The organism is Streptomyces sp. SID12488, assembly GCF_010548275.1.
Lineage (GTDB): Bacteria > Actinomycetota > Actinomycetes > Streptomycetales > Streptomycetaceae > Streptomyces.
Genome location: NZ_JAAGLT010000010.1, coordinates 1 through 13,695 on the forward strand (window position 1 = coordinate 1; position 13,695 = coordinate 13,695).

Consider the following 13,695-nt stretch of genomic DNA (forward strand, 5'->3'; position numbering starts at 1 on the left):
CGCGGCCAGCAGATCGGCGGTGAGCGGGAGTTGCCTGGCCGCCTCGGCGGTGTCGACGTCCGCCGCCGCACCACCGGCCGCCCTCCGCAGTCGCCACCGCCACAGCCCGACCCCGGCGACCAGCCCCACCACGACGCCGGCCACACCGCCGACCAGCACCCATCCGCCGCTCACCGCACCCGCCACGGGCAGCCAGCGCCGTACGGCACCCCGCGCCCCGAACCACCGTCCCGCCGGGCCGTGTTCCCGCTCCGCCTCCAGCGCCAGCAGCCGGGCCAGCCTCCGGCGCACTCTCCGTTCACGCCGTACCGTCTCGATCCACCGCAGCAGCCACCCCAGGGCCAGCGCGGCCCCCAGCACCACCCCCAGCCTGTGGAAAACTTCCGCGCTCACGCCGACTCCCTTCTCCGGCACCGCTCGACAGCCGTACCGCGACGGCCTCCGTCAGCCACTCCCCCGGCCCTCATGCCGCCTCCGCTCCCCGCACGATCCGCAGCGCCCACCACAGGCCCATGCCCTCCAGCACCCCGCCGACCAGCAGGCAGCCCAGCCCAGCGCCGGTGTGCAGCAGCACGTGCAGGGGGTCGGCGCCCAGTGCCGTGCCCAGGACAAGGCCGAGCACCGGCAGGCCCGCGAGCATCACCGCCGTCGACCGGGCGCCCGCCAACTGGGCGCGCAGATCGGCGCGCTGGTCCCGGTCGGCGCGCAGGGCCCCTTCGAGGCGGTCCAGTCCGGCCGCGAGTCCGGCACCCTGGTCCACGGCCACCCGCCAGCACGCCGCGAGTCCCAACAGCCCCTCCGCACCCGGTTGTCGGGCCACCGCGGCAAGCGCCCCGGGGACATCCCCGCCGAACCGTGCCGCCGCCAGTACCGACGCCTGTGCCTCACCGAGGCCGCCGGAGTCGCGTGCCGCCCGCAACAGCGCCTCCCCCGGCTGCCGCCCGGCGCGCACCTCACCGGCCAGCGCCCCGCACAGCGCGATCACCTCGTCGCCCCGCTGCTCCTCCGCCCGCCGCACCTCAGCGGCCAGCCTGACCCGGCGCAGCAGCGGCACCCCGGCCGCGCCCGCCAGCGCCGGCACCACGGAGGCACCCAGCAGCGCCACCACCAGCCCGACGGCCACCGACCACCACTCGGCCCTCAACCACCCGCGCAGCCGCCGCAGTTCACCGACCGCCCGTTCCCACGGGGGTGGCCCGGTCCCCACCGCCCCGCCCCCGGCGAGCAGCAACTCCGCCCGCCGCGCCCCTGGATACCGCCCGCCCAACAGCCAGCAGACCGCCCCGACGCACATCCCGGCCGCGCCCACCGCGAGCCCTGCCGTCCCCGTCATGCGCCTTCACTCCCCTGCCCCTTGTCACCGCCGGCACGGAGCAGCCCTCGCAGCCGCTCCCACCCCCGCTCGTACGCGAACGCCTCCTCGCCCCACCGCAGCGCCGGCACTGTCACCACCAGCCCAGAGGGATCCCGCTCCAGCACATGCACCTCGGCGATCCGCCGCCGCCCGGCCCGGTCGCGGACGAGATGCAGGACCACCGACAGCGCCGCCGCCAACTGGCTGTGCAGCGCGGCCCGGTCGAGCCCCGCGGCCGTACCCAGCGCCTCCAGCCGCGCCGGTACGTCCGCCGCGGCGTTCGCGTGGACCGTCCCGCAACCGCTGTGACCCGTGTTCAGGGCGGCAAGCAGATGCACGACCTCGGCGCCCCGCACCTCCCCGACCGCCAACCGGTCGGGCCGCATCCTCAGGGCCTGCCGCACCAGGTCCTCGAGCGTGACCAGGCCCGCGCCCTCCTGGTTGGCGGGTCTGGTCTCCAGCCGTACGACGTGCGGATGGTCGGGCCGCAGCTCCGCCGAGTCCTCGGCGAGCACGATCCGCTCGCCCGGGCCCACCAGCCCCAACAACGCGCTCAGGAGGGTTGTCTTGCCGCAACCCGTGCCACCGCTGATCAGGAAGGACAGCTGTGCGTCGAGCAGCGCCCGCAGTACCCGGTCGCCACCCGGCGGCACCGTCCCCGCGGCCATCAGCTCGTCCAGGGTGAACGCGCGCGGCCGTACCACCCGCAGCGACAGGCAGGTGCAGCCGACGGCCACCGGGGGCAGTACCGCGTGCAGACGGGTCCCGTCGGGCAGCCTGGCGTCGACCCACGGCCGGGCGTCGTCGAGCCGCCGTCCGGCCACCGCGGCGAGACGCTGCGCGAGCCGTCGTACGGCGCCCGCGTCCGGGAAGGAGACGGCGGTCAGTTCCAGTCCGCCGCCCCGGTCCACCCACACCCGGTCAGGGGCCGCCACCAGCACATCGGTGACCGACGGATCGGCGAGCAGCGGCTCCAGCGGGCCGGTGCCGACCAGCTCCGACCTCAGCCGCTCGGCGGCGCCCAGCACTTCGGCGTCCCCGAGCACCCGTCCCTGCTCGCGCAGGGCCTGCGCCACGCGCGCGGGTGTCGCCTCGGCCCCGCTCTCGGCCAGCCACTGCCGTACGCCCTCCAGCAGCCCGGTGGACGCCCCCGGCCCCTCGTCCCGGCGCACGCCGTTCATACGCTGCCTGCCTCGGCCAGCGCCCGCTCCCAGAACACCGTGCAGAACCGGGCAAGCGGCCCGCGTGCGGCGGCTCCCGGCGGGGCCTTGCCCTCGTGCGGGCGTGTCAGGGCCGATTCGACGGGGACCTCACCTGCCAGGGGCAGGTTGAGCAGCCGGGCCACCTCGTGGTCGTCCAGTCCCGGCGTGTACGGCCCCCGTACCGCCACACGCAGGTCACGCAGGACCATGCCGACGGCGGACGCCACCCGGCCGGCCGCCGCGACAGCACGCAGCTCGCCGGGGACCACCAGGATCCCGACGTCCAGTTGGGCGAGGACCTCCGCGACTCCGTCATCGATGCGCCTCGGGAGGTCGACGACGACCGCGCCGCCGCGCCGTCTGGCCGCGGCGAGCACCGCCCGTACGGCCTGGGGCGGGACGGCCACACAGTCTCCGCGGTCCCAGCTCAGGACCCTCAGGGAGTGCAGTTTCGGCAGCGACTCCTCCAGGGCGCCGCCGCCGACCCGGCCGCGTGAGGCGGCGAAGGCCGGCCATCGAAGTCCGTCGGCCGTCTCGCCACCGAGGAGTACATCGAGTCCGCCGCCCAGCGGATCCGCGTCCACGAGCAGGGTGCGCAGTCCCTCGCGCGCCGAGGTGACGGCGAGCGCGCAGGCCAGCGTGGACGCTCCGGCCCCGCCCCGGCCGCCGATGACGCCGACGGTGAGCGCGGGCCTGCCTACGCCCTCGGCGACGTCGGCGATCCGATCGACGAGCCACTGCTCGCCGTCAGGCAGCATCAGGACGTGATCGGCGCCGATCTCGACGGCCCGCCGCCAGACCCCGGAGTCGTCCTGGTCCCGCCCGACCAGCACCACTCCACGGCGGCGCGCGGCTCCGCGCACCCGCCGTACGGCGTCGTCGCCGACGAGGACGAGCGGTGCCGCCTCCCAGCCTCCGCCTCGCTCGGGCACCCCGTGGTGCACTTCGGGTGTGGCACCGGCCGCCGCGCACAGGCGCAACAGGTCGTCCAGCAGGTCGGCGTCCTCGGTGACGATCAGCGGTCCGCTCTGCCGTCCCCCGGCCGCGGGCTGATCGTTGTCGTGTGTGATGGCTCCCGCCATGTTTTCCGGCCCCCTTCGCTATATGAACGGCCGACAGAAACCGGCCGAACGCGTCCGCCAAACGGAACCGGCCACGAACTGGCCGGCGGCGGGACGCGCTGGAATCACGGTGCAGCGAAGGCGGAAATCGTGTGGATCTTGGTCGAAATCTGTGGACAACTCGACGGTTGTGGATATCGCTCTCACTCAAACAGGTGACCGCTGTACGACTTTCCACAGAGCAGCGATTCAGTTACCCACAGTGACGACAGGTGGGCATGCGAAAGAGGCGGCCGGAGCCGCCCGGGACGGCACCATGGCCGCGAGAAGTGTGCTTGGGGAAAAAGAAAACCCACCCGGACATGCGACGACCCCCGCCGGGGGGGGAGAGCGGGGGTCGTCCCCACGGTTCGACTCGGGGGGGGGAGGAGCCGGACCGGGTTAGCACGGTCGCGAACGATCCGTGACTTCCATGGTGTACCCGAGGGCCCTCTCAGGCAAACCCGCGCGCGGTACCTTACGCCGAATGGTGGGCGCCTATGCTCAGCCTCGTGGAAAACCACTCCTTGCCCCGCACAGCCGCCTTCTTCGACCTGGACAAGACGGTCATTGCGAAGTCGAGCACGCTCACGTTCAGCAAGTCGTTCTACCAAGGCGGCCTGATCAACCGCAGGGCCGTCCTGCGTACCGCGTATGCCCAGTTCGTGTTCCTGGCGGGCGGTGCCGACCACGACCAGATGGAGCGCATGCGCCAGTACCTGTCCGCGCTGTGCCGCGGCTGGAACGTCCAGCAGGTCAAGGAGATCGTCGCCGAGACGCTGCACGACCTGATCGACCCGATCATCTACGACGAGGCGGCCTCCCTCATCGAGGAGCACCACACCGCCGGCCGTGACGTGGTGATCGTGTCCACGTCGGGCGCGGAGGTCGTCGAGCCGATCGGCGAACTGCTCGGCGCGGACCGAGTGGTGGCCACGCGCATGGTCGTCGGCGACGACGGCTGCTTCACCGGCGAGGTGGAGTACTACGCGTACGGACCCACCAAGGCCGAGGCGATCAAGGAACTGGCCAAGTCCGAGGGATACGACCTCGCGCGCTGCTACGCGTACAGCGACAGCATCACCGACGTCCCCATGCTGTCGTCCGTCGGCCATCCGCACGCCGTGAACCCGGACCGCGCACTGCGCCGGGAAGCGGTCGCCCGCGGGTGGACGATCCTGGACTTCCACCGCCCGGTCAGGCTGAAGCAGCGCCTGCCCGCGCTCTCAGTACCGCCGCGTCCAGCTCTGGTCGCCGCCGCGGCCATAGGCGCGGCGGCGGCCACGGCGGGCCTCGTCTGGTACGCGAGCAGGCGCCGCCCGACGGCCGTCTGAGCCACCCCTCCCGGCCCCGCCCAGGGCCATCCGGTACACCAGCGCCCGATTCGCTCCCCTTTGAGGACAAAAGTAAAGAAGTGCAGTCAGGGCTTCCGCTTGCCCGGGTCCAGGAGTAGAAAGGAGTCAACGGCCCGCGAGACCAAGGACATCCGAAAGGATCACCCTAATAACGCATTTGGCCCCACGGACCTAGCATGAACACTGGGCACCCACGCGACGTCGACCCGTCGATTACGGGCCAGCCGCACCAGGTGACGGGCCTTGTTCCCGACCTGATGGGCAATACTCCGAGGACGCTTGGTAACCCGGGTGAACATGCTGGCGGCGGTACGAATCCTCGTACCGCCGTAACCCGTTGAAGGCCCTCCGCAGAGGGCCTTTTCGCTTCTCTTCACCGCCTTTTCCTACGCCGCCCCACGTTGCAGTGCCTCGCATACGGCCACCGATTCACGCGCGCCGAGTTCGACCGCCCGCCCGCAGTGGGTGATCCACGCGCCCATGCCCTCCGGAGTACCGGAGACATAGCCGTCGAGTGCCGCCAGATAGGCCGCGCGGCCCGGTTCGGCGTGGCCGACCTCGGCCGGGCACACGGACTTCGGGTCGAGGCCGCTGCCGACCAGGACGATCCGCTCGGCCGCGCGCGCGACGAGGCCGTTGTGGGAGCCGAAGGGGCGCAGGGCGAGGAGTTCGCCGTGCACGACGGCGGCCGTGACCAGGGCGGGGGCCGAGCCTCCCGCGATGATCAGTTCGGCGAGTCCCTCCAGCCGTCCGGACACCTCGGCCGCGCTCGGCAGCGGCAGTTCGACCAACGGTTCGTCGACCGGCTCACCGTCCTGCCGCGGGCGCCCCACCTCGTCGCCCGTACCCGCGGCGGCGACCAGATGCAGCCGGGCCAGCACGCGCAGCGGTGACTGGCGCCAGATGGAGAGGAGTTGACCCGCCTCCGCGGTCAGCCGGAGGGCCGCGCCGACGACCCGGGCCTCGTCGTCACCGCTGAAGTCGGTGCGCCGGCGCACCTCTTCGAGGGCCCAGTCGGCACCGGAGAGGGCCGCGGAGCCGCGCGCACCGCGCAGCCCCGCCTCGCCGGTGATCTCGTTGCTGCGCCGCCGCATGATGCGATGCCCGTAGACCCGGTCCACGGCCTTGCGCACGGACTCCACGGAGTCGGCCACCCCGGGCAGTGATCCCAGAGCCGCGAGCGGGTCGGCGGTCGCGCCTGTCGTACTCATGAGTACGACCCTACGCACTCAGAGGAGCCAACCCACGAATGAGTGGACTTCTTCACGCCCCTGGACACCCACGGCAGTCACTCCACTACCGTTAGTGAACATGAAAATTGCTTTCGTCGGGAAGGGCGGCAGCGGCAAGACCACGCTGTCCTCCCTGTTCGTCCGCCATCTCGCCGCCTCCGGGGCACCGGTCCTCGCCATCGACGCCGACATCAACCAGCATCTGGGCGCCGCACTGGGCCTCCACGACGCCGAAGCCGCCGCGATGCCCGCGATGGGCGAGCGGATGGAGCTGATCAAGGAGTACCTCCGCGGCACGAACCCGCGCATCGCCTGCGCCGACGCGATGATCAAGACGACACCGCCCGGCGCGGGCTCTCGGCTGCTGCGGATCCAGGAGACCAATCCGGTGTACGACGCCTGCGCACGGCCGGTGGAACTCGACGGCGGCGCCGTCCGTTTGATGGTCACCGGCCCGTTCACCGAAGCCGATCTCGGAGTGGCCTGCTACCACTCCAAGACGGGTGCGGTGGAGCTGTGCCTGAACCATCTCGTGGACGGCCCGAGCGAGTATGTCGTCGTCGACATGACCGCGGGCTCCGACTCCTTCGCGTCCGGCCTGTTCACCCGCTTCGACATCACGTTCCTCGTCGCCGAACCGACCCGGAAGGGAGTCTCCGTCTATCGCCAGTACAAGGAGTACGCCCAAGACTTCGGAGTCGCCCTGAAGGTCGTCGGCAACAAGGTGCAGGGTCAGGACGACCTCGACTTCCTCCGCACCGAGGTCGGGGACGACCTCCTGGAAACGGTCGGGCACTCGGACTGGGTGCGCGCCCTGGAGAAGGGCCGGTCCTCCCGGTTCGAGTTCCTGGAGGACACCAACCGCCGTTCCCTGCGCCGGTTGCACGCGGCCGTCGACGCGACGTACGAGCTGCGGGACTGGGAGCGCTACACACACCAGATGGTCCACTTCCACCTGAAGAACGCCCACTCCTGGGCCAACGCCCGCACCGGGGTCGACCTGGCGGCCCAGGTCGACCCCGACTTCGTACTGCGCGAGGAGTTGGCGGCAACCGCAGCACCCCTTTAGGGGCGCGGGGAACTGCGCGACCAGCCCCCACGGACCCGCACCCGACGAACCGCCGCGAACAACCCGCCGCGAACGGCCCGCACCCAGCGGAGCGCTACCGCTTGGCCGCCGGGGCCCCGGGTACCCCCTTCGGCGCCGGCGCCGGGCGTCCCGCCAGGAAGCTCGCCCAGCCCTCCTTCGGAGCCTCGCCGACCCCGAGCGTGCGCATCTTCGCCAGGGTCTGCGGATCCTGCACGTCCAACCAGTCGGCCAACTGCCGGAAGGAGACGCACCGGACGTCGGCCTTCGTGCAGACGCGCTCGATGACCTCCTCGACGGCACGCATGTAGACGCCGCCGTTCCAGGACTCGAAGTGGTTGCCGATGAGCAGGGGCGCGCGGTTGCCGTCGTGGGCGCGCTCGAAGCCCTTGAGGAGGCCGTCGCGGAACTGGTCGCCCCAGTACTCGTGCCGGTTCTCGGCGCCCGTACGCGCACCGGACTGGTTCATGTAGAAGTTGTAGTCCATGGTCAGCGTCTCGAAGCTGCGGCCGGGGACCGGGACGAGCTGCATGGACAGGTCCCACAGGCCCTGCTTCTTCGCGGGCCAGACCTGGTCGTTGACACCGCTCGTGTCATAGCGGAAGCCCAGTTCGCGGGCCGCGCTCATGAAGTTCTTCTGCCCTTCCAAGCAGGGCGTGCGCCCGCCGACGAGTTCCTTCTCGTAGTCGAAGGGCAGCGGGGACGCCTTCTTCATGCCCGTGGTGGTCTTCCAGGACTTCACGAAACGTTTCGCCTGGGCGATCTCGTCCTTCCAGTCCTCGACCGACCACTCGCCGACCCCACCCCCGCTGCCGCAGAAGTGGCCGTTGAAGTGGGTGCCGATCTCGCTGCCCTCCAGCCAGGCGAGCCGCAGCTGCTTCACGGTGTCGAAGATGCCCTGCTCGTCGTTGAAGCCGATGTCGGAGCGGCCCGGTGAGTGCTGGGGCGGCCGGTAGAGGTCGCGCTTGTCCTCCGGGAGCATGTACACGCCGCTCAGGAAGTACGTCATCGTCGCCTTGTTGGCCTTGGCCACCTCGCGGAAGCGGGAGAACAGCCGCTGGCCGTCCTCACCCGCGCCGTCCCAGGAGAAGACGACGAACTGGGGCGGCTTCTGGCCGGGCTTGAGGCGTTCGGGCCTGGGCTGATAGGGCTGGGCTCCGGTGTACGCGGTGGAGCCGTCGCCGATCAACCGGACCGCACTCTTGGGCGCCGGCGCCGGCGCCGCCTTCTTCGCACCGTGCGTGCCTTCCTTCGCACCGGAGGAGCCGGTGGTTCCCGCTCCGCAGCCGGCGAGTGACGCGGCACAGGCCGCGACGGCCACGACGCCCGCGGCGATCTTCTTGGTGACGGCCATGTCCGCCCACCTCTTCCTTCGTTCGGGCCGGCGCTTTCGGGCGCGGCGCCGTCAAGGTCACACGGAGACCAAGAAGGAATTAGTACGACAAGCCGATCAAAAGTTCAGTTCACTCACCAGAGTGATTTATTGACCCATTTGCCCCGAAAATACATACGCGTACTTTACTGTGCATTACGATCCATTTACCGAGCGTTGAAAGTCCCGCCGCTTGCACGCCGTGACCCACGGCCGCGACCCGACCCCCCGCCATCGACGGAGGGACCACCTGATCCGCGACCGCGCTGCCCCGGAGGAGACGGGAAACATGTCTGCCTGCGTCCCCACTCGTGCCCCCGACCCGACTCGGACTGAGCGCATGCACCAGCCCCACAGCCCCCCACCGCCGCCGGCACCGCCCCGCCGCTTCCGTATCGCGGGCGCCGATGTGTCGGCCTCCATCGCGGTCTTCCTGATCGCCCTGCCCCTCTCCCTGGGCATCGCCCTCGCCACCGGCGCCCCGCTCCAGGCCGGCCTGGTCGCCGCCGCCGTCGGTGGACTCGTCGCCGGACGGCTCGGCGGCTCCCCGCTCCAGGTGAGCGGTCCCGCCGCCGGACTCACCGTCGTCACCGCCGAACTCATCCAGCGGTACGGATGGCGTACGACCTGCGCCATCACCGTCCTCGCCGGGCTCGCCCAACTCGGCCTCGGCTGCCTGCGCGTGGCCCGCACGGCGCTCGCCGTCAGCCCCGCCGTCGTCCACGGCATGCTCGCCGGGATCGGCGTGACCATCGCCGTCGCCCAGCTGCACATCGTCCTCGGGGGTACGCCGGAGAGCTCGGTCCTCGACAACATCCGCGCGCTGCCCGCCCAGTTGGCCGGCCTGCACCCCGCCGCTGTGTCGATGAGCGTGCTGACCCTGACCCTGCTGCTGACCTGGCCACGGCTTCCCGGCCGGGTGGGACGCGTGTTGCGCAAGGTGCCGGCCGCGCTCGTCGCCGTCAGCGGCGCCACACTCACCGCCGCACTCGCCGGGCTGACCCTGGCCAAGGTCGACCTGCCGTCCTGGCGCAGCCACGCGCTGGCCGGGCTGCCCGAAGGACCCGTGCTCGGCGTCGCCGCCGCCGTGCTCACCGTCACGCTGGTGTGCAGCGTGCAGTCGCTGCTCGGCGCGGTCGCCGTGGACAAACTGGTGGCCTCCCGCCCGGAACTGCTGGCCGGAGGGGCCGGGCGGTCGGGAACCTCGGCCCGGGTCGGTCGCTCCGACCTGAACCGTGAACTGCTCGGCCAGGGCGCCGCCAACGTCGTGTCCGGGGTGCTCGGCGGACTGCCGGTCGCGGGTGTGGCCGTGCGGAGTTCGGCGAATGTGCAAGCCGGTGCCGTGAGCCGGAACTCCACGATGCTGCACGGCGTTTTCGTAGTAGTCGCCGCGCTGCTGATGGTTCCGATCCTGGAGCTGATCCCGCTCGCCTCACTCGCCGCCCTGGTGATGGCCGTCGGCATCCAGATGGTGTCCCTGCACCACATTCGCACGGTGACCCGCCACCGCGAAGTCCTGGTCTACGCGGTGACGACCCTGGGCGTCGTCGTCTTCGGCGTCCTCGAAGGAGTACTGCTGGGCGTCGCGGTCGCCGTCGCCGTCGCCCTGAACCGCCTCGCCCGCACCCGGATCACCCATGAAGTGAGAAACGACGAGACCGAGACAGGGGGAACCCATTACGTACACGTCCGAGGACAGCTGACGTTCCTCGCGGTGCCCCGGCTCAGCCGGACCCTGCACCTCGTGCCCCAGGGGGCCCACGCCGTCGTGGAGTTGGACGGTTCGTTCATGGACCACGCGGCGTACGAATCCCTGCACCACTGGCAGAACACGCACACCGCGCAGGGCGGCACCGTCGAGGTGACCGGCCGGTCAGGGACGCGCATCGCCGAGCCCGCCGACGCCTCCGACTGCCGCTGCCGGCCCTGGACACCCTGGCGCAACCACCAGTGCGAGGGCCCGGAGTCCGGACCGGGGCGCGGGGGGACGGCCGACGGGTCCGGCGGGGAGAGCGGCTGGACCGGTTCCTCCGGCTTGCCGGAGTCGGCCGACCCGGCCGAATCCGCGGGGTCGCTCGGTGCCGTCGAGCCGAGCGGGCAGCAACTGGCGCGCGGTATCAGCGCGTTCCAGCGGAACACCGCGCCGCTGGTGCGCGGGGAGCTGGCCAGGCTGGCGCGTGAGGGGCAGCAGCCCTCACAGCTGTTCCTGACGTGTGCCGACTCGCGCCTCGTCACGTCGATGATCACCTCCAGTGGTCCCGGCGACCTGTTCGTCGTACGGAACGTCGGCAACCTGGTGCCGCGGCCCGGCGAGGACAGCGGGGACGACTCGGTGGCGGCGGCGATCGAGTACGCGGTGGACGTGCTGAAGGTGCGTTCCATCACGTTGTGCGGGCACTCCGGGTGCGGGGCCATGCAGGCGCTGCTGAACATGGAGCCCGACGGGGCGCGGACGCCGCTCAGGCGGTGGCTGCGGCACGGCCTGCCGAGCCTGGAGCGGATGACCGCGACGGACCGGCCCTGGACGCGGCTCGCCGGGCGGGCACCCGCCGACGCGGTCGAGCAGCTCTGCCTGACCAACGTGGTCCAGCAGCTGGAGCACCTCCGGGCGCACGAGTCGGTGGCGCGGGCACTGCGGGAGGGCGAGCTCGATCTGCACGGGATGTATTTCCATGTGGGTGAGGCGCAGGCCTATCTGCTCACCGGGGCGGTGGGCGGGGACGAGGTGTTCGATCATGTGCGGGCGACCGGAGTGCCCGCCTGACGGGGAGGGGTGAACCGGGCGACCATCACGTACGTGACCTTGGTTGTGCCCCTCATGGAGAGGCGCGCCGACAGAAGAGACCCGAGAAGGCCTTAAAGGTCTAAACCAATTTTCTGTCGGCCCTTGTCAGCGGGCCCTCCGGTCTGATGAGCTGTGGCCTGGGACACAACGGACACCCTGGGAAAGGGAGATGTCGTGAGCAACGAAAGCCTGGCCAGCCTGTTGAGGGAGGAGAGGGAAGTATGAGTGAGCCGTCCTCCCTCTCCAACCTGCTCAAGGAAGAGCGCAGGTTCGCGCCACCCGCCGAGCTGGCCGCAGCTGCCAACGTCACGGCGGAGGCGTACGAACAGGCCAAGGCTGACCGGCTCGGCTTCTGGGCCGCGCAGGCCCGTCGGCTGACCTGGGCCACCGAGCCGACCGAGACGCTGGACTGGTCGAACCCGCCGTTCGCCAAGTGGTTCAAGGACGGCAGCCTCAACGTCGCGTACAACTGCGTCGACCGGCACGTCGAGGCCGGGAACGGCGACCGGGTCGCCATCCACTTCGAGGGGGAGCCCGGCGACAGCCGGGCGATCACCTACGCCGAGCTCAAGGACGAGGTCTCCAAGGCGGCCAACGCCCTGCTGGAGCTGGGAGTCGAGAAGGGCGACCGGGTCGCCGTCTACATGCCGATGATCCCGGAGACGGCGATCGCGATGCTGGCGTGTGCCCGGATCGGCGCCGCGCACTCCGTCGTCTTCGGCGGGTTCTCCGCGGACGCGCTGGCCACCCGTATCCAGGACGCCGACGCCAAGATCGTCATCACCACCGACGGCGGTTACCGGCGTGGCAAGCCGTCCGCGCTCAAGCCCGCCGTCGACGCCGCCGTCGAGCGCGTCGACAACGTGGAGCACGTGCTCGTCGTCCGCCGTACCGGGCAGGACGTCGAGTGGCACGAGGGCCGGGACGTGTGGTGGCACGAGGTCGTCGAGCGGCAGAGCGCCGAGCACACGCCCGAGGCGTTCGAGGCCGAGCAGCCGCTGTTCATCCTCTACACCTCCGGTACGACTGGCAAGCCCAAGGGCATCCTGCACACCTCCGGCGGCTACCTCACCCAGGCCGCCTACACCCACCACGCCGTCTTCGACCTCAAGCCGGAGACCGACGTCTACTGGTGCACGGCCGACGTCGGCTGGGTCACCGGGCACTCGTACATCGTGTACGGGCCGCTGGCCAACGGCGCCACCCAGGTGATGTACGAGGGGACGCCGGACACCCCGCACCAGGGCCGCTTCTGGGAGATCGTCCAGAAGTACGGGGTGACGATCCTCTACACGGCGCCGACCGCGATCCGTACGTTCATGAAGTGGGGCGACGACATCCCCGCCAAGTTCGACCTCTCCTCCCTGCGGGTGCTGGGGTCGGTGGGCGAGCCGATCAACCCCGAGGCCTGGATGTGGTACCGCAAGCACATCGGCGGCGACGTGACGCCCATCGTGGACACCTGGTGGCAGACCGAGACCGGCGCCATGATGATCTCCCCGCTGCCCGGCGTGACCGAGACCAAGCCGGGTTCCGCGCAGCGGGCGCTTCCCGGGATCTCCGCGACCGTCGTCGACGACGAGGCGCGCGAGGTGCCCGACGGGGGCGGCGGCTACCTCGTGCTGACCGAGCCGTGGCCGTCCATGCTGCGCACCATCTGGGGCGACGACCAGCGGTTCCTCGACACGTACTGGTCCCGGTTCGAGGGCAAGTACTTCGCGGGTGACGGCGCGAAGAAGGACGACGACGGCGACATCTGGCTGCTCGGGCGCGTGGACGACGTCATGCTCGTCTCCGGGCACAACATCTCCACCACCGAGGTCGAGTCCGCCCTCGTCTCCCACCCCTCCGTCGCCGAAGCGGCCGTGGTCGGGGCCGCGGACGAGACCACCGGGCAGGCCATCGTCGCCTTCGTCATCCTGCGCGGCACGGCCACCGAGACCGACAGCCTCGTCGCCGAACTGCGCGACCACGTAGGCAAGGTCCTCGGCCCGATCGCCAAGCCCAAGCGCATCCTGCCGGTCGCCGAGCTCCCCAAGACGCGCTCCGGGAAGATCATGCGCCGCCTGCTGCGTGACGTCGCCGAGAACCGGGAACTGGGTGACGTGACCACCCTGACCGACTCCACCGTCATGGACCTCATCCAGACGAAGCTGCCCTCGGCGGGCAGCGAGGACTAGAAGCGCCAGAAGCAGAGCCAGGAGAGGA

At 71.1% G+C, this 13,695-nt stretch carries 8 protein-coding genes and 2 pseudogenes; 4 read left to right on the forward strand and 6 right to left on the reverse strand.

Annotated elements, in window-relative coordinates:
* The 4 genes and pseudogenes from G3I56_RS17445 to ssd form a co-directional block, all read right to left on the reverse strand.
* A pseudogene (locus G3I56_RS17445) lies at positions 1-393 on the reverse strand (hypothetical protein); the annotation flags it as partial.
* 70 nt (positions 394-463) lie between these two features.
* Positions 464-1,333, reverse strand: a complete 870-nt coding sequence (locus G3I56_RS17450; protein ID WP_164409917.1) for a type II secretion system F family protein — start codon at positions 1,331-1,333, stop codon at positions 464-466.
* Positions 1,330-2,535: a TadA family conjugal transfer-associated ATPase gene (locus tag G3I56_RS17455; protein ID WP_164409918.1), complete on the reverse strand. Its 1,206-nt coding sequence runs from the start codon at positions 2,533-2,535 to the stop codon at positions 1,330-1,332. The genes G3I56_RS17450 and G3I56_RS17455 overlap by 4 nt, the downstream gene beginning before the upstream one ends.
* The gene (gene ssd, locus G3I56_RS17460; RefSeq protein WP_164409919.1) at positions 2,532-3,638 is read right to left on the reverse strand and encodes a septum site-determining protein Ssd; all 1,107 of its coding nucleotides are present in this window, start codon (positions 3,636-3,638) and stop codon (positions 2,532-2,534) included. Before ssd ends, G3I56_RS17455 begins: the two co-directional genes overlap by 4 nt.
* 518 nt (positions 3,639-4,156) lie before the next feature.
* Here ssd and G3I56_RS17465 point away from each other — a divergent pair.
* Complete coding sequence (locus G3I56_RS17465) at positions 4,157-4,990, forward strand: HAD-IB family hydrolase (RefSeq protein ID WP_164409920.1); 834 nt, start codon at positions 4,157-4,159, stop codon at positions 4,988-4,990.
* A 407-nt stretch (positions 4,991-5,397) separates the two neighbouring features.
* Here the strand turns inward: G3I56_RS17465 and G3I56_RS17470 are convergent, their stop codons facing one another.
* On the reverse strand, positions 5,398-6,222 hold the full coding sequence (locus G3I56_RS17470; RefSeq protein ID WP_164409921.1) for a Fic family protein: 825 nt from the start codon (positions 6,220-6,222) through the stop codon (positions 5,398-5,400).
* A 100-nt stretch (positions 6,223-6,322) separates the two neighbouring features.
* Between G3I56_RS17470 and G3I56_RS17475 the strand changes: the two genes are divergently transcribed.
* The gene (locus G3I56_RS17475; RefSeq protein ID WP_164409922.1) at positions 6,323-7,312 is read left to right on the forward strand and encodes an ATP-binding protein; all 990 of its coding nucleotides are present in this window, start codon (positions 6,323-6,325) and stop codon (positions 7,310-7,312) included.
* Positions 7,313-7,406: 94 nt separating this feature from the next.
* On the opposite strand, the gene G3I56_RS17480 is transcribed toward G3I56_RS17475, so the two are convergent.
* Positions 7,407-8,684, reverse strand: a complete 1,278-nt coding sequence (locus tag G3I56_RS17480) for a hypothetical protein (RefSeq protein ID WP_164409923.1) — start codon at positions 8,682-8,684, stop codon at positions 7,407-7,409.
* Positions 8,685-8,991: 307 nt separating this feature from the next.
* Here G3I56_RS17480 and G3I56_RS17485 point away from each other — a divergent pair, with 307 nt between their 5' ends.
* Together G3I56_RS17485 and acs are read left to right on the forward strand one after the other, a co-directional pair.
* A complete protein-coding gene (locus G3I56_RS17485; RefSeq protein ID WP_164409924.1) occupies positions 8,992-11,466 on the forward strand; it encodes a SulP family inorganic anion transporter in 2,475 nt (824 codons plus the stop codon).
* Between the two features lie 153 nt (positions 11,467-11,619).
* Positions 11,620-13,667: pseudogene (acs, locus tag G3I56_RS17490) on the forward strand (acetate--CoA ligase).
* Positions 13,668-13,695: the final 28 nt, after the last annotated feature.

Excerpts from the sequence above, each read along its gene's own strand:
- G3I56_RS17450 (WP_164409917.1), bottom strand. The coding sequence starts at position 1,333 with ATGACGGGGACGGCAGGGCTCGCGGTGGGCGCGGCCGGGATGTGCGTC.
- G3I56_RS17455 (WP_164409918.1), bottom strand. The coding sequence starts at position 2,535 with ATGAACGGCGTGCGCCGGGACGAGGGGCCGGGGGCGTCCACCGGGCTG.
- ssd (WP_164409919.1), bottom strand. The coding sequence starts at position 3,638 with ATGGCGGGAGCCATCACACACGACAACGATCAGCCCGCGGCCGGGGGA.
- G3I56_RS17465 (WP_164409920.1), top strand. The coding sequence starts at position 4,157 with ATGCTCAGCCTCGTGGAAAACCACTCCTTGCCCCGCACAGCCGCCTTC.
- G3I56_RS17470 (WP_164409921.1), bottom strand. The coding sequence starts at position 6,222 with ATGAGTACGACAGGCGCGACCGCCGACCCGCTCGCGGCTCTGGGATCA.
- G3I56_RS17475 (WP_164409922.1), top strand. The coding sequence starts at position 6,323 with ATGAAAATTGCTTTCGTCGGGAAGGGCGGCAGCGGCAAGACCACGCTG.
- G3I56_RS17480 (WP_164409923.1), bottom strand. The coding sequence starts at position 8,684 with ATGGCCGTCACCAAGAAGATCGCCGCGGGCGTCGTGGCCGTCGCGGCC.
- G3I56_RS17485 (WP_164409924.1), top strand. The coding sequence starts at position 8,992 with ATGTCTGCCTGCGTCCCCACTCGTGCCCCCGACCCGACTCGGACTGAG.